Genomic DNA, 21628 nt, shown 5'->3' with positions numbered 1-21628 from the left:
CTACTTCAAGAATGCGTCCCGAACGCCTTCCATGCAAAGGGTTTTCAAGCATCGCTCCCCCGAACCATCGACAACGAACTTCCGAATGACCTCGAAACCGGCAGACACAGCTGCACATCGGAGAAAGTACTGGGGTTTGGTGGTCGGCGGCGCGTTGTCCACAGGCCTGACCTGGACTGTCGGTGCGGCACCGTAGAGTCGCGGGGTGGCTTTGGAGACTTCACCGGATGCGCCGGCAGCCGTTCGCACGATTGCGAACGGCATTGCCAGTTGGATCAACCAGCTCGGCGCCGTGTGGGTCGAGGGGCAGCTGACGGACGTGTCGATCGGGCGCGGCACGACCACCGTGTTCGGCACGCTGCGCGACACCGATGCGGACATCTCGCTGCGCTTCACCTGCAACCGGCGGGTGTTCGAAGCGGTCGACCCACCCGTCACCGACGGCTCGCGAGTCGTGGTCAACGCGAAGCCCAACTTCTTCGCCCGCCGCGGCACCCTGGCGCTGGCGGTGAGCGAGATCCGCCACGTCGGCATCGGCGAGCTGCTGGCGCGGATCGAGCGCCTGAAACAGCTGCTCGCCGCCGAAGGGCTCTTCGCGGCGTACCGCAAGAAGCCGTTGCCGTTCCTGCCGCACACGATCGGCCTGGTCTGCGGCCGCGACTCGGCGGCCGAGCGCGACGTCCTGGAGAACGCCAAGCGTCGCTGGCCTGCCGTCGCCTTCCGCGTCGAGTACGCGTCGGTCCAGGGTCCGGCCGCGGCCGGCGAGGTGATGACCGCGCTGCGCCGGCTCGACGCGGACGAGGCGGTCGAGGTGATCGTCATCGCCCGCGGCGGCGGCTCACTCGAAGACCTGCTGCCGTTCTCGGACGAGGGCCTCATCCGCGCGGTGTCCCAGGCCCGTACGCCGGTGGTCAGCGCGATCGGGCACGAGCCGGATTCGCCGTTGCTCGACCTGGTCGCCGACCTTCGCGCCTCCACCCCGACCGACGCGGCGAAGCGGATCGTGCCCGACGTCCGCGAGGAGCTCGACGGGGTCCGGCTGCTTCGCGAGCGTGGACTCCGGGCGATCACCGGCTGGCTCGATCGCGAGACGCACGCGCTCGCCGCGATCCGGAGCCGCCCGTCGCTGGCTGCTCCGACGACCGATCTGCAACGCCGTTCGGACGAGGTTGCCGCCTTGCTCGACCGCAGCCGCCGGACCCTCACGCATCGGCTCGACCGGGCCGGAGACGATCTGACTCATCGGCTCGCGAGCGTGCGGGCCCTGTCTCCCAAGGCGACCCTCGAGCGGGGGTACTCCGTGCTCCAGCTGGCCGACGGCACCGCCGTACGGGAAGTCGGGCAGGTGTCGCCTGGTGATGTGTTGAACGCGCGGGTCAGCGACGGCCGGTTCGACGTGGAAGTGCAGCAAGATGGCAAGTGACCGCAAGCCCCGAGGAGAGCAAGTGACCGCCGATCGACCCGAGATTTCCTACGAGCAGGCCCGCGAGGAGCTCGTCGAGGTGGTCCGCAAACTCGAAGCCGGCGGCACCACCCTGGAAGAATCCCTGGCCCTGTGGGAACGCGGCGAAGAACTGGCCGCCACCTGCCAGCAATGGCTCGACGGCGCCCGCAAACGCCTGGCCGAAGCCCAAGCCGCCCACACCGAGAAGAAGCCCGACTGACCCCGGCCCCATGCTGACCGTCCGCCCAGCCCAACCCAACGACCTGTACGGCGCGGCCGTGGCTCGGGTCGCCAGTTGGCGCGGAGCGTTCACCGGCCTGGTGCCGCAGGACTTTCTCGATGCGATGGACCCGGCGAAGATCGCCGCTGGTTGGGCGGAAAGCATCACCGCGGGCCGTTCCCGCCTGTATGTCGCGGCAGCGGGCGACCGAATCGTCGGCTACTCAGGCATGGGACCGGCCAGGGAGGGACCAGCCGACGCCGGCGAGCTCTACGCCCTCTTCGTTCACCCCGATTGGTGGGGCACCGGTGCCGGTCGCTTGCTGACCGACGCGGCGATCACCGATCTCCGCGGCGAAGGTTGCACCGAGGTGTGGCTCTGGGTTCTCGAGGCCAACGCCAGGGCCCGCGCGTTCTACCGGCGCTACGGGTTTGCCGAGACAGCAGCGCGCGCTAGCTCCAGTCTCGGCAAGCTTCCCGAGCTACGCCTGACTCTCGACCTAGCCGCCTTCTGAAGGTCTCTGTCCGGTCGTGGCGCGGATGCCGGCCAAGATGACGCGCAGGCCGTGGTCGAACTCCGCGTCCTGGTCGGTGGTGAAGAGATCGCCCACCATCTGCGCCGTCAGCGGATAGCGCTCGCCGTCGACCACCTGAGCCAGGCGGTCGGGCCGGTACGGGTTGCCGTCGGGGTACTCGAGGCCGGCCCGAGCCTGCTCCTCGATGACGAAACCGATCGTGTAGTGCAGCAGGATCGGGAAGACCCGAGCGGCCTCGTGGATCGAGAAACCGGCATCCTCGAGCGTGCGCAGGATCAGTTCCGTCACCCGCCATAAGGACTCGTCGCTGATGTCGGTTCCGGCCATCACCCGGGCGCCGTCGCGGTAGCGCAGCAGGGCGGAACGCAGGCGGCCGGCCAACTCCATCAGCCACTCCTCCCAGTCCGTCTCGCGCCGCGGCGCCTCGAGTCCGTGGACGGAGGAGACGAACAACGCCCGAGCCATGGCGTCGAGCAACTCCCGCTTGTTCTTGACGTGCCAATAGAGCGCCGGCGCCTGGACGCCGAGCGCAGCGGCCACCTTGCGCATCGTCAGCCCGTCGACGCCGGACTCGTCGAGCAGCTCCAGCGCAGCGGTGGCGATCATCCCGGCGTCGAGCTTCGCGCCTGTTCCTGGTCTCACCTTGACACCTTAACAACGTTCTGCTCTCCTTAACATCGTTAAAGAGAATCTAACAACGTTAAGGAGCCGTCATGGAGACAACTCAGGTGGTCATCGCCGGCGCCGGACCGACCGGGCTGATGCTGGCCGGCGAGCTGCGCCTGGCCGGGATCGATGTGGTCGTGCTCGATGCCCTGCCGGGCCGGAGCGGCGAATCACGCGCGGGCGGCATCCACGCCCGGACCATGGAGCTCTTCGACCAGCGCGGCCTGCTCGAGCGCCTGCTCCCACAAGGGCGACCGATCCAGGCGGGCCACTTCGCAGGACTTCGCCTGGACTTCAGCGACTTCCCCACCCGCTACCCGTTCACGCTCGGCATCGTGCAGGCCGCGATCGAGCGCGAGCTCGACGGCTACGTCACTGAGCTCGGAGCGCCGGTGCGCTGGGGATCACCGGTGCTCGGATTCCACCAGGACGCCACCGGCGTCGAGGTCGAGACCGGCGGCGGCGACCGGATCCGGTGTGACTATCTGGTCGGTTGCGACGGCGGCCGCAGCGCGGTGCGGAAGCTGGCCGGGATCGATTTCAGCGGCACCGAGGCGACCATGACGGGCTTGCTGGCCGACGTCGAACTCGCCGATCCGCCCGCGGGCACGGTCTTCTCCCGCCGCCGGGGGCCGGGTGACTTCTCGGTGATGGCCTTCGAGCCCGGCTGGTACCGATTGTTGGTGCAGCGCCACGACCGGATCCTCGATCGCTCCACCGAGCCGGACTTCGAGGCTTTCCGTGAGTCCTTCCGCGAGGTCGCCGGCACCGACTACGGCATGCACAGCCCGCGATGGGTGTCGCAGTACGGCGACGCGGCCCGCCAGGCAGACCGCTATCGCGAGGGCAGGGTGTTCCTGGCCGGCGATGCCGCCCATATCCACTACCCCGCCGGTGGCCAGGGACTGAACACCGGAGTCCAGGACGCCGTCAATCTCGGCTGGAAGCTCGCGACCGTCCTGCGCGGGGAGGCCTCCGACGATCTGCTCGACAGCTATGCGGCCGAACGTCATCCGGTCGCTGCTCGCGTGCTGCAAAACACCCGGGCACAGACCGCGCTCTCCCGGCCCGGCCCGCACAGCGACGCGCTGCGCGAGACCTTCGCAGGACTGTTCGACATCGCCGACGTACGCCGGCGGCTCGGGCTGATGATCACCGCCCTCGACATCCAGTACGACGTCAAGGGCGATCACCCACTCGCCGGCCGCCGCGTCCCCGACGCCGATCTCCTCGTCGCCGGTGAGGCCACCCGAGTGTGCGAACTCCTGCGGACCGGACGCCCGCTGCTCCTGACACTCGGCGGAGCCCCGGCAACATCCCTCACCGGATGGGCGGATCGGCTTGACCGCGTCGCCGCAGAGTGCGAGACCCGGCAGTGGACAGTCCCAGGTGTCGGCGACATCGCCACACCGGCTGCCGTTCTCATCCGCCCCGACGGCTACGTCGCCTGGGCCAGTGAGGATGGCGAGGAGGATTCCGGACTGACCGACGCCCTCACCACCTGGCTCGGCCCGGCCACGAGCGATCCGCTTGCCTAGGCCGGCGGGCCACCTAGCAACCTGACCACCGAAGCGCGAAGGCCGCTCTGCATCCGCGCCAGCTCGAAGCCCTCGGAGCGAAGCGCGTCGTGCAGGTCGGCGGCCAGCGGAGCCAGCAGGAAGTGCGCCGTGTACTCCGCATCCAACTCCGGCCGCGCTTCCGCCACCAGGATCGCCAGGTGACGATGCCAGAGGCGGTACGAGCCGATTCGGTAGCGGGCGCCGTCGGAGGCGTTCTCGCTGTCCAGGAACAGTTCGACATGACGGTCGAGTAGCTCGAGGTAGGAGTCGAGGAAGGCCGTGACGCGCTCGACGGCCGGAGCGCCCGGCCCCAGCGGCGGCGGACCGGACAAGATCTTCGCCTGCAGCTCCACCTCACGCTCGTCCAGCAGCGCCACCGCCAGGCCGGCCCGATCGCCGAAGCGCCGGAACACCGTCCCCTTGCCGACACCCGCGGCAGCAGCGATCGCGTCCAGGGACACGTTCTTCACACCCTGCTCCGCGAAAAGCCGCTCGGCGGCCTCCAGAACCTTCAGCCGGTTACGGCGCGCGTCAGCCCGCTCGGGGCGTGGCTCATCAAGCAACGGCAGACCCGATTGAGAAACGGACCGTGGTCCGGTACTGTCCTTCATGAGACGGACTGTAGTCCGCTATAGACCCTGGAGGAAACACCATGAGTACCGAAACCGCCCGCGTCGCGATCGCCTACCACTCCGGCCGAGGGCACACCGCGAGGCAGGCCGAGGCCGTCGCGGCGGGCGCAGCCGCCGTACCGGGCGTTGTCGCCGACCTCGTCGCGCTGGACGAGCTGACCGATGAGCTGTGGGACCGGCTGGATGCCGCGGACGCGATCATCTTCGGCGCGCCGACCTACATGGGCAGCCCGAGCGCTGTCTTCAAGGCGTTCGCGGAGGCCAGCGTCAAGGTCTGGGCCGCCGACCTCGGCTGGCGCGACAAGCTCGCCGCCGGGTTCACCAACTCGAAGGCGATGGCCGGCGACAAGCTGAACACGCTGGTCGACTTCTCGGTCTTCGCCGCCCAGCACGGCATGATCTGGGTCGGCCTCGACCTCTACCCCGGGTGGGCCGAGTCGACCGCGAGCATCGAGGACCTGAACCGGCTCGGCAGCTGGCTCGGCGCGACCGCGCAGTCGGATGCCGACGTGTCTGCCGAGAAGGCGCCGCCGGAGACCGATCTGCGCACGGCCGCCTACCTGGGCGAGCGGGTCGCCAAGGTCACCTTGCGGCACCTGCGCGGTTCGCTGGCCGCCTGATGGCGTGGCTGGTCCTGGTCGCGGCGGCGGTCTTCGAGATCGCCTTCGCGCTCAGCCTCAAACCGAGCGAGGGCTTCAGCCGCTTCTGGCCGACGGCCGGTGTCCTCGTCTTCGGCGTCATCTCGGTCGTCCTGCTGTCCCGAACCCTCGACCGGCTGCCCGTCGGTACGGCGTACGCGGTCTGGACCGGCCTCGGCTCGATCGGCGTCGTCACGCTCGGCGTGCTGCTCTTCGGCGAACCACTCACAGCCGCGAGAATCGCCTGTATCGCTTTGATCGTCGCGGGCGTGGTCGGCCTGCGAATCACCGGCAGCGCCTAGGGCACGTCTCCCAATCCCTGCAGTCGCGAGCAGGTGCCGCGCAGCACGCAGGGGATTGGGAGACGTGCCCTAGTGGCCGGTGCCTTCGCGGCGGCGACGGCGGCGGTGGAGGCGGCTGCGGGTGGCGTGGATCGGGGGCATGGCGGGCGGTACGCCGCTGGGCTCGTGCTGCGAGACGAGGCTCTGGTAGTCGTCCCAGTTCTGCACCCGGAGCGGAACGTTGCCGATGGCATCGACTTCGGTCACCGGCCGCGGGCCCTCGTCGATCAGCTTCCAGATGTCCTGGTCGCGCCGGAGCGTGCGGAGTTCGCCGAACATCTCCCGGGTGAAGAAGCACGGGTGGCCACGGCCGTTGTCGTAGCGGCTCACCCCGACGGGCGTGGCCACCTCGGCAACCAGCGACCAGACGGCGGCCGACGTCACCCCCGGCTGGTCCCCGAGCATCACCACCAGACCGTCCGTACGCCGATCGACCACGTCGAGCGCGGGCACGATCGACGAGCTACCGGTGTCGGCGTGCGGGGACTCCACCACCCGCGCGCCGTCCAGGTCGACGCGTTCGCGGACCTGTTCGGACGCCGCTCCCAGCGTCACGATCAACTGGTCGAACCCGCAGTTGCGCGCCGTGTCCAGCGCGGCGTCCAGCAGCGTCTCGCCCTGGTAGGACAGCAATTGCTTGGGGACGCCCAGCGTCGGCGACCCCTCGGCAGCAAGCAGCAATCCGGTGACGAACATGGCCGCCTCAGTCCCCGAGCAGGGAAGAGGGGGTGAGCATGGCGGGCTCCTTCGTCGATTCGATCCATCGATCGAACAACGCCGGGACCCGTGATGTCAACGGTGCATAACGCGCGGGAATCAGCGCAAGGCGGCCGCGAACGTTTCGAGCGCCGGATAGCCGGCATTTCCGGTCACGATCGTGGTCACCCCGGAGCCGATCAGAACAAGCGCGTGTTCATCTCGCCTGTCCAGCAAGGTCTTCCGCTGCCAGACCACGCCCGCCACGGTCGACGTACCGTCGTCGGCGGTCTTGCCGAGTTCGTCGGTCTGGAAATTCTTGCCGGTGACATTGGATTGTTCCAGCCCGACGTATTTCTTGTCCTTGGTGACAATGCCCAGGTGCCAGGTCATCGGGCTTTGCTCCGGGGCCCGGAATTCCACACTGGTGGCGGTCCAGCCGGCCGGCATCGGCGCCGGGCCGAGCACCCAGGGCGCCACCTTCTTGGCATCCTGCAGTTGCGCTGTGTACTCGACCGCGCGCACCTTCTCCGCCTTCGGCCGCCAGGTGACGACCGCCAGGAAGGCGACCACGATCAGGCAGGCCAGCATCGCCCAGAACATGTTGGTCAGCGTCCGCGCCTTCGCCCGGTCGGCGTTGGCCTTCGCCCGGTACGCCGCGGCTTCGGCGCGAACCCGGGCCCGCTCGGCCAACTCCAGGGAAACGTTCTCCTCGACGCGGGACTGCGCTCGGGTCGGCTCGGAATCGGTCGGGCTCATGTCCCCAGTGTCCCTTGTCGCCGAACTCGGCCGATCAACCAGGTCGGCCGTTGGCTACGATCCGTGCCATGAGCGACGCCAGCACTCCCCCCGCCCATCTCGAGGTCGACAAGGACGCCCCCGACCGCAACCTCGCCCTCGAACTCGTCCGGGTGACCGAGGCGGCCGCGATGGCGGCAGGCCGCTGGGTCGGTCGTGGCGACAAGAACGGTGCGGACGGCGCTGCGGTGAACGCGATGCGTACCTTGATCGGCACGGTCGGCATGAACGGCGTGGTGGTGATCGGCGAGGGCGAGAAGGACAACGCCCCGATGCTCTACAACGGCGAGCAGGTCGGCGCCGGTGACGGACCCGAGTGCGACGTCGCGGTCGACCCGGTCGATGGGACGACCCTGGTGGCGAAGGGAATGGCGAACGGCATCGCGGTGATGGCGGTGGCACCGCGCCACTCCATGTACGACCCGTCCGCGGTCTTCTACATGGAGAAGCTGGTGGTCGGCCCGGAGGCGGCCGACGTGGTCGACATCCGGCTCCCCGTCGCGGAGAACATCCGCCGGGTCGCGAAGGCCAAGGGCTCGTCGGTCGACGACGTCACCGTCGTACTGCTGGATCGGCCGCGGCACGACGACCTGGCCGCGCAGATCCGGGCGACCGGGGCGCGGATCAAGTTCATCAGCGACGGCGACGTGGCGGGCGCGGTGGAGGCGGCCCGGCCCGACACCGGGCTGGACATGCTGATCGGCATCGGCGGTACGCCGGAGGGCATCATCGCCGCCTGCGCGATGAAGTGCCTCGGCGGCCTGATCCAGGGGCGGTTGTGGCCCCGCGACGACGACGAGCGGCAGAAGGCGATCGATGCCGGCCATGACCTGGACCGGGTGCTGAGCACGGACGACCTGGTCAGCGGCGACGACTGCTTCTTCGTCGCCACCGGCATCACCGACGGCGAACTGCTCCGCGGTGTCCGCTACCGCCGCTCGATCGCGCGCACCCACTCGCTGGTGATGCGCTCGCGCAGCGGCACGATCCGCAGCATCGAGAGCGAACACCAGCTCTCCAAGCTGCGCGCGTACTCGGCGATCGACTTCGAGCACGCCCGATGACGGCACCTGTCCTCGTCGTGGGCGAGGCTCTCGTGGACATCGTCAGCGGTGGTCCCGGCAATGGATCCAACGGCTCCAACGGGCGCAACGGGAAGAACGGCAGCAAGGCGACCCCGGGCGGCTCGCCGGCCAACGTCGCCGTCGGCCTCGCCCGGCTCGGCCTGCCGACCGAACTGGTGACGCGCTTCGGCACCGACAAGTACGGCGATCAGCTCGGCGCGCACCTGTTCGGCAACGGAGTCCAGCTGGCGCCGGGTTCGGTGGACCCGAGCTTCCGGACCAGCACCGCGACCGCGAAGCTGGATGCGGCCGGCGTCGCGTCGTACGAGTTCGACATCACCTGGGATCCGCCGGCGCTCTCGCTGTCGCGTGGTTGCCCGGCGGTGCACACCGGGTCGATCGCGACGGTTCTCGAACCGGGTGCGGCGGAGATCCGCCGATTCCTGGCGTCACTGGAGTCGGAGCCGGTAACGGTGACGCTCGATCCGAACGCGCGGCCGACGATCACTCCCGATCCCGTGAGCACCTGGGCCGCAGTACGGGCGTTGGCTGCGACTGCGGATCTGGTGAAGCTCAGCGACGAGGACTGCGAGTTCTTGCAGCCTGGGTTGTCACCCGACGAGATCGCGGGCGAACTGTTGAGCGTCGACCGCACCAAGTGCGTGGTGATCACTCGCGGCGGCGAGGGGGCGATCGGGGTCAGCCGTACCGCGCGCGTCGAGGTCGCCGCACCGGCGATCGACGTCGTCGACACGGTCGGGGCCGGCGACTCGTTCATGTCCGCGCTGATCGCCGGCCTGCAATCGCGCGGCTTGTTGGGCGAAGTACGGCTGAAAGGCCTTACAGAGCAGAGTTTGCACGACGTCGTCGACTACGCGGTGAAGGCGGCCGCGATCACGTGCACCCGGCACGGCGCGGATCCGCCGACCGCGGCTGAGCACCAGGCGACGTGGGGATGAGTACGGCGGACGCCTGGTCGGCCGAGTTCGAGAAGGCCGAGCGGGTGGTGTTCCCGCAACGCCGCGATCGCCTGGCGATCCGCCTCGCGGTGTTCGTCCTCCTGCTGGCCATGTCCGTGTGGAGCAACGTCGATCACGTCCTGCACGGCGACGTGTCCGGCGCTGTCGGCGTACTGCGAATCACCGCCCTCGTCGGCTTCCTCGCGGTCGTCGCCCTCACGACGTTCCAGCTCATCACCCGGCGCCCCACGATCACCGTCGACCGCACTGGCATCCACGTCGACCGCAGGACCGCGGGCTTCCTCCCCTGGCCCGAGATCGCCCACATCGACGACCCATCCGGCCTCCCCGGCCTGCGCACCATCCAGGTCCATCCGATCGACGGCTCCACTGCCCTCGGCATCCCGCAGGACAACGCTCGCGATCTCTCCGAACTGGCCACCTGGCTTCGCACTGTGCACGCGCAGCGCACCAGTTAGTTCACGCTGCTGCGGACCGCGCTGAGATGATCGCGCGTCTTCGCGGCGGCGAGCTCGGGATCACGGTCGCGAATGGCGTCCGCGATCGCCTGGTGGGCGGTCTGGTCATGGCGATGCCGGTGCTCGTCGTCCAGTCGCAGCATGTCGATCATCGCGCGCCGGACCCGCGGCTGGAAGCTGTCGAACAGCTCGCTCAGTACGGCGTTGTGCGCCGCCGTGACGACCGCCCGATGGAATGCGAGATCCGCCTCGACATACCGGTCGTCGGGCTCGCTCGCGGACGCCTTCTCCCGGTCGGCCAAGGTGCGCCGGAAGTTCTTGAGGTCGGCCGGCGTACGCCGGGATGCTGCCAGCCGAGCCGCCTCGGACTCGATCGCCAGCCTGCCTTCGAGCACGTCGGTGATGCCGGCGCGTCGTAGTACCTGGTCCCACTCCTCCGCGGCCTGCTGCGCGATCACGAACACGCCGGCGCCCTGGCGGCTCTCCAGCACGCGCCTGCCGGCCAGCTCCCGGACGGCCTCGCGGATGGTGGACCGGCCGACCCCCAACTGCGCGGCGAGCGTCGTCTCGCCGGGCAACTTCTGGCCCAGCGCCCATTCGCCGTCGCCGATCCGGCGCAGCAACTCCTCGGCGGCCTGCTCGGCCAGCGGATGACGGCGGATCATGCGGCTCAGTCTACGGGCAGCTGGTCGCAGGAGTTATCAGCTTGTCTGAGGAGTTCATCTCGGGTTACGGTGGTCGTATGTTCTCCCAGTCGCAGCTTCCGGCCGGCCGCCTCTCGTGCGCCGGCCTGCTCCTGGGTCGCCTCCTTCTTGGCCGCCACGGCGGGAGCTGATTCGACCGGCGCCCCTCCGTGGAGCGCTGTCGTCTGCCGGTCCCCGTGCTTCGAGCCGAAGGACCCACCCATGTACTGGAACCGCCAGCAGCACTCCCCCATGCCCAGCCACCGCTATCGCGACATCTTCGCCAAGGTGCCGATCCCTCCGATCGACCGCGACTGGCCCGACCGCCGGATCACCGCCGCGCCGCTGTGGGTCCCGGTCGACCTGCGCGACGGCAACCAGGCGCTGGCCGAGCCGATGGACACCGACCGCAAACGCCGCTTCTTCGAGCTGATGGTTGCCATCGGCTACAAAGAGATCGAGGTCGGCTACCCGTCCGCCTCGCAGACCGACTTCGACTTCGTCCGGCTGCTGGCGACCTCCGGCCTGGTCCCACCCGACGTCACGATCGTGGTCTTCACCCCGGCCCGGCCCGACCTGATCGAGCGGACCCTCGAATCGATCGCCGGCTTCCGCGGCCAGGTCGTCGTCCACCTGTACGCCGCCACCGCACCGGTCTGGCGAGACATCGTGCTGCGCCGGACCAGGGACGAGCTGGCCGAGCTGATCAGAGTGGGCGCCGAGCAGATCCACCGGCTGGCCGGCGACACCGTACGGTTCCAGTTCTCGCCCGAGGTGTTCAACCTGACCGAGCCGGACTTCATCCTCGAGCTGGCCGACCAGGTCACCAAGGTGTGGGACGCGACGGCCGAGCGACCGGTGATCCTCAACCTGCCGGCCACGATCGAGGCCTCCACTCCCAATGTGTACGCCGACCAGATCGAGTACATGCACAAGTTCATCCCGCGTCGTGACGGGGTCATCTTGTCGGTGCACCCGCACAACGACCGCGGTACCGGGATCGCGTGCGCGGAGCTCGCCGTCCTGGCCGGAGCGCAACGGGTCGAGGGGTGCATCTTCGGCAACGGCGAACGCACCGGGAACGTCGACCTGGCCACCCTCGCCCTGAACCTGCACGCACAAGGTGTCGACCCGATGATCGACTTCTCCGACATCGACCGGATCCGTGAGACGGTCGAGTACTGCACCCGGATGCCGATTCACCCGCGGCACCCGTACGTCGGCGAACTCGTCTACACCGCGTTCTCGGGCACCCATCAGGACGCGATCCGGAAGGGGTTCGCAGTACGCCGGGAGGCTGACCCGGATGCCGCGTGGGAAGTGCCGTACCTGCCGATCGATCCAGCCGACGTGGGTCGCGGCTACGAGGCCGTCGTGCGGGTGAACAGCCAGTCCGGCAAGGGCGGGATCGCGCACGTACTGGAGACGGCGTACGGCGTACGGCTGTCGTCGGCGGAGGAGGCCGAGTTCGCGCGGCACGTACAGGTGCGCACGGACACGACCGGGCGGGAAGCGACGGCTCAGGAACTCAAGGAGCTGTACGAGGAGGTTTTCGGGAACTCCAACTGACAGCCGGCGTCGCCCGGGACAGCGAGCTGCTGCTCGCCCCGGGCGACGCCGGTCGGCTGGGTCAGTTCAGGCCGAGGCGTTTGCTGAGGCGGGGGCCTCGTTTGATCTTGATTTCCCCGAGGATGGCGGTGCCGTGGATGTGGAAGACCTTCGGCCGGCCGGGGGTGGGATCGGCGCCGGCGAAGGTGGCTGACTGTTCGGCGACGGAGCCGAGGATGGGGTTGCTGTCCAGGTGGACGATCGCGTTCTGCGGAACGCGGATCTTCACGTCGGCGAGGATCGACTTCACCTCGATGAAGATCTCGTCGTACGGGAGTTGGGCCTCGGTGTAGTCCAGCGTCACGTCACCCAGGACGGCGTTGACCTCCTGGCGCTGGGCCGGGAGCCAGGCGCCGAGGCGCTTCTGCTCGGACAGGAAGACGGTCATCACCGGCGCCGTCGCGGGAACGTTCGGCGCGTAGTGCGTGGTCGGCGCGGTGGCGGCAGCCGGTACGGCGAGGCCGTTCGGCAGGTCGGCGGTGAGCTGCACCAGTTCGCCGTACGTCTTCGAGGCGTACACCGTCTCCAGGCGCTCTTCCAGCTCCCCGTAGCTCAACCGGCCCTCGCCGGCGGCCTCGCGGAGCTTCTCGGCGACGTCCTCGCGCTCGAGATCGGAGACCCGTCTACGCAGGGCGAGCTCGTCACCGGTCGGCGCGCGCGGCGCATCCTGCGGGCGCGGTGAATCGTTCTGCTGGGGAACCTCGTCCTGAGCCACGGCAAAACAGTACGCGCGACCACGGTCACCCCGGATGAGGTTTTCCCCCCGGCTCGTCCCCTAGGCAACCCTGAGCTGTGGACTCCAGAGCGCTCGCTTAGGCTGGTGCAGCTCAGACCACTTGCCTGGAGGTACGCCCGGTGTCTGCCGATTTCACCTACTCCGACCTGCTCCCGCTCGGGGCCGACGACACGGAGTACCGGCTCCTCACCACCGAGGGAGTGAGCACCTTCACGGCCGGCGGCCGCACCTTCCTGCAGGTCGACCCCGCCGTACTGCGGATGCTCACCGCCGAGGCGATGCACGACATCTCGCACTACCTCCGCTCGGCCCACCTGGCCCAGCTGCGCCGGATCATCGACGACCCGGAGGCGTCCGGGAACGACCGGTTCGTCGCGCTCGACCTGCTGAAGAACGCGAACATCTCGGCCGGCGGCGTGCTGCCGATGTGCCAGGACACCGGTACGGCGATCGTGATGGGCAAGAAGTCCGAGGGCGTGCTCACCAACGCGGTCGACGAGGAGTGGATCAGCCGGGGTGTGTACGACGCGTACACCAAGCTGAACCTCCGTTACTCGCAGATGGCGCCGCTGACCATGTGGGACGAGAAGAACACCGGCTCGAACCTGCCCGCCCAGATCGAGCTCTACTCGACGCCGGGCAGTGACAACCCGGCGTACAAGCTGCTGTTCATGGCCAAGGGTGGTGGGTCGGCGAACAAGTCGTTCCTCTTCCAGGAGACGAAGGCGGTGCTCAACCCGGACGGAATGATGAAGTTCCTGGACGAGAAGATCCGCTCCCTCGGTACGGCGGCCTGCCCGCCGTACCACTTGGCGATCGTCGTCGGTGGGACGTCGGCCGAGTTCGCGCTCAAGACGGCGAAGTACGCGTCGGCGCATTATCTGGACGCGCTGCCGAGCTCGGGATCGCCGGTGGGGCACGGTTTCCGGGACCTCGAGCTCGAGGAGAAGGTGTTCGAGCTGACCCAGCAGTTCGGGATCGGGGCGCAGTTCGGTGGGAAGTACTTCTGCCATGACGTCCGGGTGATCCGGCTGCCGCGGCACGGCGCGTCCTGCCCGGTCGCGATCGCGGTCTCCTGCTCGGCCGACCGGCAGGCGCTGGCCAAGATCACCGCCGAGGGGGTGTTCCTGGAGCAGCTCGAGCGTGACCCGGCGCGGTTCCTGCCGGACACCACCGACGAGCACCTGGCCGACGACGCCGACGTCGTACGGATCGATCTGAACCGGCCGATGAGCGAGATCCGCGCCGAACTGTCGAAGCTGCCGGTGAAGACGCGGCTGTCGCTGAACGGACCGCTGGTCGTCGCCCGCGACATCGCGCACGCCAAGATCAAGGAGCGCCTCGACGCCGGCGAGCCGATGCCGCAGTACCTGAAGGACCACGCCGTGTACTACGCCGGGCCGGCCAAGACGCCGGAGGGTTACGCGTCCGGTTCCTTCGGGCCGACGACGGCGGGGCGGATGGACGCGTACGTCGACCAGTTCCAGGCGGCCGGCGGGTCTTTCGTGATGCTTGCCAAGGGCAACCGCTCGGCGAAGGTGACGCAGGCGTGCAAGGAGCACGGCGGCTTCTACCTCGGCTCGATCGGCGGCCCCGCGGCCCGGCTCGCGCAGGACTGCATCAAGTCGGTCGACGTGATCGAGTACGCCGAACTCGGCATGGAAGCCGTCTGGAAGATCGAGGTCGAAGACTTCCCCGCCTTCGTCGTAGTAGACGACAAAGGCAACGACTTCTTCACCGACACCGCAAAACCAGTCCCCCTCACGGTCCGCCCCCGCACCTGAACCAACCGCCCACGGCGGCCGCGGTGCGGCGACCCCGCCAAGCCCGTCCCCCTCACGGTCCGCCCCGCAGGTGAACACACCTAGTACAGCGGAGGTGGAGGTGGGCGTGGGCTCAGCCGGTGGCTGCTGCTGTGGCTGGGTCCGGGAGTTTGCGCATCAGGTCTTTCGCGGCCCGGAGTTGGTCGGCCTCGTTGTGGCCGAAGGCTTGGAGGTACGAGCGGAGGGCTGCGCGCACGATGCGCAGCTCCTCGTCGTTCAGTTCGATCGTGTTCATAAATCCACGGTAAGTCCGTTACCGGCGGAAAGATCCTCCCGTGACCTACTCGTTTCCGCGGCTCACCCGAGCAGCTCCGTCGCGATGTGGGTGACGGCGAACCCGGTCGGCGCCTCCGGCAGCCGGAGCAGCGGATCGGGCCGCCAGTCCTTCCAACCGTCCGCGAACGGTGACGTCCAAGCCTCGATGTCCCGTACTGCGGTCTGCGCGTCGGCGACGATCCGGGCCGCCTCCTCCTCGGTGAACCGCCCGCCGGCCACTGCACCCTCCAGCTCGTCCTCGTCCTTCCACTCGATCACCCGGTCCGGCGTGATCCACAGGTCGAGCACGTAGTCGACCGAGGTGGTCCGGCGACCGTCGAGGTCGCGCTCGTGCTCGGCCTCGAGGTTCACGTACCAGCCGAGGAAGGTCTCGTCGGCCGCCCAGAAATGCCACACTGACCACGGCTTGCCGGTCGGCGACACCTTCAGGATCCCTGTCCCGCGCCAGACGTCGAGCTTCAGCACCCGCTCCTCGACGAACATCCCGACCGGGCCGGCGTGCCGCACTTCCCGCCCGTCGACGAGCACCGGCTTGATCAGCGGCGTCCCCGGCGCGAGCCAGGCAACCAGGCCGTCCTCGTCGTCCTGAACCACTGTCATCGGCCGCACGTTCGGCAGATCGCTGTGCCGCCCGGCGCCCGCATAGACCCACTCGATCGTCGTACCAGGCTCCCAGTAGTACTCGACGCCGGGCAGCGGCTCCGCCGCCGTCACGCGCCGGGCCTCGTCATCGAGAGCACGTCGAGAGCGGCGTCGAGCTGCTCCTCGGTCAGATCGCCCTTGTCCACATGACCGTTCTCGATCACGACCTCGCGGATCGTCTTGCCCTGCTTGAGCGCGCTCTTCGCCACCGCGGCCGCGTTCTCGTAGCCGATGTAGCGGTTCAGCGGGGTCACGATCGACGGCGACGACTCCGCCAGCGACCGCGCGTGCTCGACGTTCGCGGTGATCCCGTCGACACAGCGATCGGCCAGCAACCGCGACGAGTTGGTCAGCAGCTCGATCGACTCGAGCAGGTTCCGAGCGATGACCGGCAGCATCACGTTCAGCTCGAAGTTGCCGCCGGCACCGGCCACCGTGATCGCGGTGTCGTTGCCGATCACCTGCGCCGCGACCATCAGCGTCGCCTCGCAGATCACCGGATTCACCTTGCCCGGCATGATGCTCGACCCCGGTTGCAGGTCGGGCAGCGAGATCTCGCCGAGCCCGGCCCGCGGCCCCGACCCCATCCAGCGCAGATCGTTGCAGATCTTGGTCAGGCTGACCGCGATCGTCTTCAGTTGCCCCGACAACTCGACCAGGCCGTCCCGGGCGCCCTGCGCCTCGAAGTGGTCCTCGGCCTCGGTCAGCTCCAGCCCGGTCCGCCGGTTCAGCTCGGCGATCACCTTGGCGGCGAAGCCCGGTGGCGTGTTGATCCCGGTACCGACGGCCGTCCCACCCAAGGGCAGCTCGGCTACCCGGGGCAGCGTCGCCCGCACCCGCTCGGCGCCGCGGCGTACCTGGGTGGCGTAGCCGTTGAACTCCTGGCCGAGCGTCACCGGTGTGGCATCCATCAGGTGGGTGCGGCCGGACTTCACCACCTCGGCGAACTCAGATCCCTTCCGGGACAGGGATTCCGCCAGGTGCTCCAGCGCCGGCAACAGGTCGGAGACGACACCCGCCGTGGCCGCGACGTGGATCGCCGACGGGAAGGTGTCGTTGCTCGACTGGCTCGCGTTCACCTGGTCGTTCGGGTGGATCTCGGTGCCGGACGAGCGGCCGGCCAGGGTCGCCAGCACCTCGTTCGCGTTCATGTTCGTCGACGTGCCGGACCCGGTCTGGAACACGTCGATCGGGAACTCGGCATCGAACTCCCCCGCGGCCACCCGGTCCGCGGCCGCGACGATCGCCTCGGCCTGCTCGGCCGACAGCACGCCGAGCTCCGCGTTCACCACCGCCGCCGACGCCTTGATCTGCGCGAGCGCGTGCACGAGCGCCGGCGCCAGCGGCCGGCCGGAGATCGGGAAGTTCTCCACCGCACGCTGGGTCTGCGCCCGCCACAACGCGTCGCGAGGCACCTTGACCTCGCCCATCGTGTCGTGCTCGATCCTGAATTCCGCTGTGTCACCCATACCTGCAGAGTACGTCGATCGGCACCGTCCCCGGGGACTGATAGAACCTCTGTGGACAACGCCACAAGGAAACCCGACACCGCAGGAAACACGAGGAGCAGCGATGAAGTTCACCCAGCCCTTCGAGATCACCAAGTGGGACCAGTCGTCGTACGACGAGGACGGGGACCTCACCCTGGGCCGCGCGTCGGTCGGCAAGAACTTCAGCGACGGCGAGCTGATCGGCACCAGCGCGGCCGAGCTCCTGATGGTCGGCACCGAGGCCGGCCCGGCGGCGTACACGGCGGTCGAGCGGTTCACCGGCACGCTGGCCGGTCAGGAGGGCGACTTCGTGATGGTGCACGGCGCCAGCTCCGACGAGGACGCGTCCCACGGCAAGATCGTGGCCGCCACCGGGGGGCTGGCAGGCCTGACCGGCACGGTCGTCTACGAGCACGACGACCAGGGCCCGCGGCTCACCCTCGACTACGAGCTGGCCTGATACACGTAGTACGTCTCGTCGCGCCCCTGCAGCTCCACCGGGACTGGCCTGACCTCGCAACGCCCGAAGACAGCCCGTACTGCGGTCTCCAGCGCCGATGACTCCGACGACGACCACACGGTCAGTACGCCGTCCGCCCGGAGCTTCTCCTTGCACAGGGCAAGGAACGACGACTCGTAGATCGCCGCGTTCTCGTCGTACACCAAGAAGTCCGGCCCGTTGTCCACATCGAGCAGAATCCCGTCGAGCGAACCAGGCTGCTCGAGCCCGACAGCGTCCCGGACATCACCGACGACGACCGACACCCGTGGGTCGTCCAGCACCGACGGCACCAGCCCGTCCCGCATCCACTGCACGAGCTCCGGCTCGATCTCGGCGACGACAACCTCCCGTACGCCGTCGTCGGCCAGGAGCGTCCGCACGGTGTACCCGAGCCCCAGCCCGCCGACCAGCAACCTCGAAGGCGAGCCGCGTAGCGCAACCAAGGCCAGCAGCTCCTCGCTGGACGTCTCCCGGTCGTCCATCACGAACACACCGTTGACCCGCAACTCCAGCGCACCGTCGCCGGCGCGGCGCCGCAGTACCAACTCACCCCGCTCGCTCAGGGCTCTGGCAACCTCGCTCACCCGGGCAATCCTGCCGCAAGCAGGACCAGGACCGGCAAGAAGGACTAGTACCAGCCCTTGGCCTTCGAGTGCGACCAGGCGTTGCAGGGGGAGCCGTAGGCGTCCTCGATGTAGTCCAGGCCCCACTTGATCTGGACGACGGGGTTGGTGCGCCAGTCGGCGCCGTACGCCGCCATCCGGTTGCCGGGGAGCGCCTGCGGGATGCCGTACGCGCTGGAGGTCGGGTTGTCCGCGCTCACCTTCCAGCGGGACTCCTTGGTCCACAGGCTGTCCAGGCAGCTGAACTGGCTCGACTTCCAGCCGTGGTCGGCGAGCAGGTTCATCGCGATCTCCTTCGGCGTACCGGAGATCTTCTTGCGCTCCGCGTCGCGGCTGGCGCGCTCGTCGCGGGACTTGTCGTCGGTCTTCTGCAGGGCCTTGTAGCGGGCGATCGCGGCGTTCTTGGCCTTGCGCCGGAGCGCGGCCTGGTCCTGCATCGCCTTCCGGGCGGCCTCGACGGCCTCGATCTGGTTGCGCAGCTGGGCGACTTCCTGGGCCTGCTCCTCGATGCTGAGCGGCTTGGCCGACGGCGACTTCGCGGCCTTGGCCTTCTCACTGTTCAGCACGGCGAGTTCGGCGCGGCCGGACACCGGGTCCGAGGCGGCGCTGCTCCCCGGGGAGCTGAAGAGGTCGAGTCCTGCGACAACCGAGACGACGACGATCCCACTCACTGCGAGGATCGCGACGGAGCGCTTCGCTTTCATCTGTCCTTCCGAGATACCCGACCCCCGTCGGCTGCAACAGGAACATACTCTGGCCTAAACACACCGTGATCACAACCACGTCACAATGAACGGTGCGGCCACATGGCCTGTGGCCGCACCGGGTACCGCGAAAGTCTTACTTCGGCTTTACAGAATGACCTTTCAGAGCTGGACGTCCTCCAGCATCTCGGTCACCAGCGCCGCGATCGGCGACCGCTCCGACCGGGTCAGCGTGACGTGGGCGAACAGCGGGTGCCCCTTCAGCTTCTCCACGACCGCGACCACGCCGTCGTGCCGGCCGACGCGCAGGTTGTCCCGCTGGGCGACGTCGTGGGTCAGCACGACCCGCGAGTTGGCCCCGATCCGGGACAGCACGGTCAGCAGGACGTTGCGCTCCAGCGACTGCGCCTCGTCCACGATCACGAACGCGTCGTGCAGCGACCGGCCGCGGATGTGGGTCAGCGGCAGTACTTCGAGCATGCCGCGGTCCATCACCTCGTCGATCACGTCACCGCTGGTCAGCGCGCCCAGCGTGTCGTGCACGGCCTGCGCCCAGGGCGCCATCTTCTCGGACTCCGAACCGGGCAGGTAGCCGAGTTCCTGGCCGCCGACCGCGAACAACGGCCGGAAGACGACGACCTTCTTGTGCTGCCGGCGCTCCATCACCGCTTCCAGCCCGGCACACAAGGCCAGCGCCGACTTACCGGTACCGGCCCGGCCGCCGAGCGAGATGATCCCGACGTCGGGATCGAGCAGCAGGTCCAGCGCGACCCGCTGCTCCGCGGACCGGCCGCGGATGCCGAAGGCCTCCCGGTCGCCCCGGACCAGCCGGATCCGCTTGTCCGGCATCACCCGGCCGAGCGCGCTGCCGCGCTCCGACAGCAGCACCAGCCCGGTGTGGGTCGGGAAGTCCCGGCCCTCGGGGATGTCCAGTACGCCGTCCTCGTACAGCGAGTCGACGTCGCTGGTCGGCACCTCGAGCTCGGCCATCCCGGTCCAGCCGGACGACTCCAGCGCGAGCTCCGCGCGGTACTCCTCGGCGACCAGCCCGCAGGCCGACGCCTTGACCCGCATCGGCAGGTCCTTGGAGACCAGCGTGACGTCGCGGCCCTCGGCCTTGAAGTTGCAGGCGACCGCGAGGATCCGGCTGTCGTTGTCCCCGAGCCGGAAGCCGGCCGGGAGCCCGTTCGGGTCGGTGTGATTGAGCTCGACCCGGAGTGTTCCACCCTTCTCCCCCACTGGCAGGGGCGCGTCCAACCGTCCGTGCTGGATCCGGAGCTCGTCCATCAGCCGCAAGGCCGTCCGAGCGAAGTAGCCGAGCTCAGGATGATGCCGTTTTGCCTCCAGTTCGGTGACGACGACCACCGGAATGACCACCTCGTGCTCGTCGAACCGCGTCATCGCATGCGGGTCCGACAGCAGCACGGAGGTGTCCAGCACGAAAGTGCGCTGGTCCGGCGTGGATGAGGGGTTTGACGCCTTGGCGTGGGTGGCAGCCATGTCGCACGTCCTCTCGGACCGCAGCGTGCACCACGCCCGGTCCACCAGTGGTTAGGTGTTGGACCGGGTCCGGGCCCGGGGGCCTGGTGCAGGCCCCCTCCGCCACGCAGCGCTCGCGCGACCGGAAATCAGCGAGGTTGAGACCGAGGGTCTCGGGCACTCCGTTCGGCCCCTCATGGGGCTACCGGTGAGCAGTCATGTCTCATCTGATCGGGCCTCCCGGACGACCGGCTTCCCCTCCGACCGTCACTGTTGAGAGTAGGTCGGTCGGGCAACAGCCGCAGCCCGACACGCCAGCCCGCGGGGGTTAACACGGTGTTACACCTTTCCCCCACCCGGGGGACGACGCTCGCTCAGCAGGGTGAGCCAGTACTGCGCGCTGCCGCGCCACGCTGAACGCATGCTCAAAGCAACGCTCCGCAGCTGGCCGGTCTGGACGGGCTACCTGGCAGCCGTCTGGACTTTCCTTTACGGCGTACTCGGCGTGTACTGGACGGCCGGCGGGGCGAGCTACCCGTTTGCCAAGGTCGACGACGACCACTCGACCGCCTCGCTGCTCGAAGGCACACCGGCGCACGTCGTGGCGCCTGTGCTGGCCGCAGTCGGCTTCACGGGAGCAGCGGTCGCAGTAGTGATGACCTTCAAGCGTTCGAAGGCATTCGAGGCGTTCGCCGTAGTACTCGCGGTAGTCCTCGCGCTGCTGATCCCTGATTACACGCTGTTGGCAATGGTTGCCATGGCCCCCGCACTGATCGTTTTCGCCTTCACCGGCGTCCCCGGTCAGCAGGACGGCCTCGGCGACATCCTGTACTGGCACCGGGTGAACCTCATCCTGATGTTCGTCGGCGGCCTCCTGTGGGCTGCCACCGCGCTCGCGTACCACCGCCGGACACGCGACCTCTGCCTGAGCTGTGGACGCAGCGACCGCCCTGTGAAGGCTTGGCAAACCCCTGAGGGCTCACTGCGCTGGGGACGCCGTGCCGTCCAGCTAGCGGTGGTCGTGAACCTCC

General features: G+C 68.7%; 24 protein-coding genes. 12 read left to right on the top strand and 12 right to left on the bottom strand.

Annotation, left to right across the window (positions count from 1 at the left end):
* The first annotated feature begins 205 nt into the window (after positions 1-205).
* The 3 genes from xseA to EV138_RS25010 are packed head-to-tail and all read left to right on the top strand — an operon-like array spanning position 206 to position 2178.
* A complete protein-coding gene (xseA, locus tag EV138_RS25020) occupies positions 206-1423 on the top strand; it encodes an exodeoxyribonuclease VII large subunit (protein WP_133981207.1) in 1218 nt (405 codons plus the stop codon).
* Positions 1413-1664: an exodeoxyribonuclease VII small subunit gene (locus EV138_RS25015; RefSeq protein WP_133981206.1), complete on the top strand. Its 252-nt coding sequence runs from the start codon at positions 1413-1415 to the stop codon at positions 1662-1664. Before xseA ends, EV138_RS25015 begins: the two co-directional genes overlap by 11 nt.
* A 10-nt stretch (positions 1665-1674) precedes the next feature.
* The gene (locus EV138_RS25010; protein WP_133981205.1) at positions 1675-2178 is read left to right on the top strand and encodes a GNAT family N-acetyltransferase; all 504 of its coding nucleotides are present in this window, start codon (positions 1675-1677) and stop codon (positions 2176-2178) included.
* Here the strand turns inward: EV138_RS25010 and EV138_RS25005 are convergent.
* Positions 2164-2841, bottom strand: coding sequence for a TetR/AcrR family transcriptional regulator C-terminal domain-containing protein (locus tag EV138_RS25005; protein WP_202866814.1), 678 nt, complete (start codon positions 2839-2841; stop codon positions 2164-2166). The genes EV138_RS25010 and EV138_RS25005 overlap by 15 nt on opposite strands.
* A gap of 71 nt (positions 2842-2912) precedes the next feature.
* On the opposite strand from EV138_RS25005, the gene EV138_RS25000 reads away from it, so the two are divergent.
* Positions 2913-4403: an FAD-dependent monooxygenase gene (locus EV138_RS25000; RefSeq protein WP_133981204.1), complete on the top strand. Its 1491-nt coding sequence runs from the start codon at positions 2913-2915 to the stop codon at positions 4401-4403.
* Here the strand turns inward: EV138_RS25000 and EV138_RS24995 are convergent.
* Complete coding sequence (locus EV138_RS24995) at positions 4400-5035, bottom strand: TetR/AcrR family transcriptional regulator (RefSeq protein ID WP_133981203.1); 636 nt, start codon at positions 5033-5035, stop codon at positions 4400-4402. The two genes, EV138_RS25000 and EV138_RS24995, sit on opposite strands and share 4 nt — an antisense overlap.
* A gap of 41 nt (positions 5036-5076) precedes the next feature.
* Here EV138_RS24995 and EV138_RS24990 point away from each other — a divergent pair, with 41 nt between their 5' ends.
* Both EV138_RS24990 and EV138_RS24985 read left to right on the top strand, forming a co-directional pair.
* Positions 5077-5676: a flavodoxin family protein gene (locus EV138_RS24990; RefSeq protein WP_133981202.1), complete on the top strand. Its 600-nt coding sequence runs from the start codon at positions 5077-5079 to the stop codon at positions 5674-5676.
* Entirely contained in the window at positions 5676-5996 is a 321-nt protein-coding gene (locus EV138_RS24985; RefSeq protein WP_133981201.1) for a DMT family transporter, read from the top strand. The genes EV138_RS24990 and EV138_RS24985 overlap by 1 nt, the downstream gene beginning before the upstream one ends.
* Before the next feature lie 69 nt (positions 5997-6065).
* Here the strand turns inward: EV138_RS24985 and EV138_RS24980 are convergent, their stop codons facing one another.
* Complete coding sequence (locus EV138_RS24980) at positions 6066-6731, bottom strand: nucleotidyltransferase family protein (protein WP_133981200.1); 666 nt, start codon at positions 6729-6731, stop codon at positions 6066-6068.
* 120 nt (positions 6732-6851) lie between these two features.
* Entirely contained in the window at positions 6852-7490 is a 639-nt protein-coding gene (locus EV138_RS24975; RefSeq protein WP_133981199.1) for a DUF4245 domain-containing protein, read from the bottom strand.
* Positions 7491-7558: 68 nt separating this feature from the next.
* Between EV138_RS24975 and glpX the strand changes: the two genes are divergently transcribed.
* From glpX to EV138_RS24960, 3 genes are read left to right on the top strand one after another with little or no spacing between them, the layout of a single operon-like run.
* Complete coding sequence (gene glpX, locus EV138_RS24970) at positions 7559-8593, top strand: class II fructose-bisphosphatase (RefSeq protein WP_133981198.1); 1035 nt, start codon at positions 7559-7561, stop codon at positions 8591-8593.
* A complete protein-coding gene (locus EV138_RS24965; RefSeq protein ID WP_133981197.1) occupies positions 8590-9552 on the top strand; it encodes a carbohydrate kinase family protein in 963 nt (320 codons plus the stop codon). Before glpX ends, EV138_RS24965 begins: the two co-directional genes overlap by 4 nt.
* Entirely contained in the window at positions 9549-10031 is a 483-nt protein-coding gene (locus tag EV138_RS24960; protein WP_133981196.1) for a hypothetical protein, read from the top strand. Before EV138_RS24965 ends, EV138_RS24960 begins: the two co-directional genes overlap by 4 nt.
* Here EV138_RS24960 and EV138_RS24955 read toward each other — a convergent pair.
* The gene (locus EV138_RS24955) at positions 10028-10696 is read right to left on the bottom strand and encodes a FadR/GntR family transcriptional regulator (RefSeq protein WP_238158340.1); all 669 of its coding nucleotides are present in this window, start codon (positions 10694-10696) and stop codon (positions 10028-10030) included. The two genes, EV138_RS24960 and EV138_RS24955, sit on opposite strands and share 4 nt — an antisense overlap.
* A gap of 240 nt (positions 10697-10936) precedes the next feature.
* On the opposite strand from EV138_RS24955, the gene EV138_RS24950 reads away from it, so the two are divergent.
* Complete coding sequence (locus tag EV138_RS24950) at positions 10937-12283, top strand: 2-isopropylmalate synthase (RefSeq protein WP_238158339.1); 1347 nt, start codon at positions 10937-10939, stop codon at positions 12281-12283.
* Positions 12284-12344: 61 nt separating this feature from the next.
* On the opposite strand, the gene EV138_RS24945 is transcribed toward EV138_RS24950, so the two are convergent.
* On the bottom strand, positions 12345-13037 hold the full coding sequence (locus tag EV138_RS24945) for a DUF1707 SHOCT-like domain-containing protein (RefSeq protein ID WP_133981194.1): 693 nt from the start codon (positions 13035-13037) through the stop codon (positions 12345-12347).
* Between the two features lie 140 nt (positions 13038-13177).
* Here EV138_RS24945 and EV138_RS24940 point away from each other — a divergent pair, with 140 nt between their 5' ends.
* Complete coding sequence (locus EV138_RS24940; protein ID WP_133981193.1) at positions 13178-14842, top strand: fumarate hydratase; 1665 nt, start codon at positions 13178-13180, stop codon at positions 14840-14842.
* A gap of 112 nt (positions 14843-14954) precedes the next feature.
* On the opposite strand, the gene EV138_RS37375 is transcribed toward EV138_RS24940, so the two are convergent.
* The 3 genes from EV138_RS37375 to EV138_RS24930 all read right to left on the bottom strand — a co-directional run bounded on the left by EV138_RS37375 (position 14955) and on the right by EV138_RS24930 (position 17268).
* On the bottom strand, positions 14955-15116 hold the full coding sequence (locus EV138_RS37375) for a hypothetical protein (RefSeq protein WP_166678669.1): 162 nt from the start codon (positions 15114-15116) through the stop codon (positions 14955-14957).
* A gap of 62 nt (positions 15117-15178) precedes the next feature.
* Positions 15179-15871: a ribonuclease FAU-1 family protein gene (locus EV138_RS24935; protein WP_238158338.1), complete on the bottom strand. Its 693-nt coding sequence runs from the start codon at positions 15869-15871 to the stop codon at positions 15179-15181.
* Positions 15868-17268, bottom strand: coding sequence for a class II fumarate hydratase (locus EV138_RS24930; protein ID WP_133981192.1), 1401 nt, complete (start codon positions 17266-17268; stop codon positions 15868-15870). The genes EV138_RS24935 and EV138_RS24930 overlap by 4 nt, the downstream gene beginning before the upstream one ends.
* A gap of 103 nt (positions 17269-17371) precedes the next feature.
* On the opposite strand from EV138_RS24930, the gene EV138_RS24925 reads away from it, so the two are divergent.
* The gene (locus tag EV138_RS24925) at positions 17372-17749 is read left to right on the top strand and encodes a DUF3224 domain-containing protein (protein WP_133981191.1); all 378 of its coding nucleotides are present in this window, start codon (positions 17372-17374) and stop codon (positions 17747-17749) included.
* Here the strand turns inward: EV138_RS24925 and EV138_RS24920 are convergent.
* From EV138_RS24920 to phoH2, 3 genes are all read right to left on the bottom strand, one after another.
* A complete protein-coding gene (locus tag EV138_RS24920) occupies positions 17734-18375 on the bottom strand; it encodes a spermidine synthase (RefSeq protein ID WP_133981190.1) in 642 nt (213 codons plus the stop codon). The two genes, EV138_RS24925 and EV138_RS24920, sit on opposite strands and share 16 nt — an antisense overlap.
* A 44-nt stretch (positions 18376-18419) precedes the next feature.
* The gene (locus EV138_RS24915) at positions 18420-19118 is read right to left on the bottom strand and encodes an aggregation-promoting factor C-terminal-like domain-containing protein (protein ID WP_133981189.1); all 699 of its coding nucleotides are present in this window, start codon (positions 19116-19118) and stop codon (positions 18420-18422) included.
* Between the two features lie 162 nt (positions 19119-19280).
* Entirely contained in the window at positions 19281-20618 is a 1338-nt protein-coding gene (gene phoH2, locus EV138_RS24910; protein ID WP_112244369.1) for an RNA 5'-3' helicase PhoH2, read from the bottom strand.
* Positions 20619-21628 lie beyond the last annotated feature (1010 nt).

The organism is Kribbella voronezhensis (assembly GCF_004365175.1).
Taxonomy (GTDB): Bacteria; Actinomycetota; Actinomycetes; order Propionibacteriales; family Kribbellaceae; genus Kribbella; species Kribbella voronezhensis.
The sequence above is the reverse complement of the archived record's forward strand: the minus strand, read 5'-3'. Positions and strand labels throughout refer to the sequence as shown.

Bases quoted from the DNA above. Each gene is read 5' to 3' on its own strand.
- EV138_RS24985 (WP_133981201.1), top strand. From the start codon at position 5,676: ATGGCGTGGCTGGTCCTGGTCGCGGCGGCGGTCTTCGAGATCGCCTTC.
- EV138_RS24915 (WP_133981189.1), bottom strand. From the start codon at position 19,118: ATGAAAGCGAAGCGCTCCGTCGCGATCCTCGCAGTGAGTGGGATCGTC.
- EV138_RS24960 (WP_133981196.1), top strand. From the start codon at position 9,549: ATGAGTACGGCGGACGCCTGGTCGGCCGAGTTCGAGAAGGCCGAGCGG.
- EV138_RS24995 (WP_133981203.1), bottom strand. From the start codon at position 5,035: ATGAAGGACAGTACCGGACCACGGTCCGTTTCTCAATCGGGTCTGCCG.
- EV138_RS25015 (WP_133981206.1), top strand. From the start codon at position 1,413: ATGGCAAGTGACCGCAAGCCCCGAGGAGAGCAAGTGACCGCCGATCGA.
- EV138_RS25000 (WP_133981204.1), top strand. From the start codon at position 2,913: ATGGAGACAACTCAGGTGGTCATCGCCGGCGCCGGACCGACCGGGCTG.
- EV138_RS25010 (WP_133981205.1), top strand. From the start codon at position 1,675: ATGCTGACCGTCCGCCCAGCCCAACCCAACGACCTGTACGGCGCGGCC.
- EV138_RS37375 (WP_166678669.1), bottom strand. From the start codon at position 15,116: ATGAACACGATCGAACTGAACGACGAGGAGCTGCGCATCGTGCGCGCA.
- phoH2 (WP_112244369.1), bottom strand. From the start codon at position 20,618: ATGGCTGCCACCCACGCCAAGGCGTCAAACCCCTCATCCACGCCGGAC.
- EV138_RS24990 (WP_133981202.1), top strand. From the start codon at position 5,077: ATGAGTACCGAAACCGCCCGCGTCGCGATCGCCTACCACTCCGGCCGA.
- EV138_RS24955 (WP_238158340.1), bottom strand. From the start codon at position 10,696: ATGATCCGCCGTCATCCGCTGGCCGAGCAGGCCGCCGAGGAGTTGCTG.
- EV138_RS24925 (WP_133981191.1), top strand. From the start codon at position 17,372: ATGAAGTTCACCCAGCCCTTCGAGATCACCAAGTGGGACCAGTCGTCG.
- EV138_RS24975 (WP_133981199.1), bottom strand. From the start codon at position 7,490: ATGAGCCCGACCGATTCCGAGCCGACCCGAGCGCAGTCCCGCGTCGAG.
- EV138_RS24980 (WP_133981200.1), bottom strand. From the start codon at position 6,731: ATGTTCGTCACCGGATTGCTGCTTGCTGCCGAGGGGTCGCCGACGCTG.
- EV138_RS24930 (WP_133981192.1), bottom strand. From the start codon at position 17,268: ATGGGTGACACAGCGGAATTCAGGATCGAGCACGACACGATGGGCGAG.
- glpX (WP_133981198.1), top strand. From the start codon at position 7,559: ATGAGCGACGCCAGCACTCCCCCCGCCCATCTCGAGGTCGACAAGGAC.
- EV138_RS24950 (WP_238158339.1), top strand. From the start codon at position 10,937: ATGTACTGGAACCGCCAGCAGCACTCCCCCATGCCCAGCCACCGCTAT.
- EV138_RS24965 (WP_133981197.1), top strand. From the start codon at position 8,590: ATGACGGCACCTGTCCTCGTCGTGGGCGAGGCTCTCGTGGACATCGTC.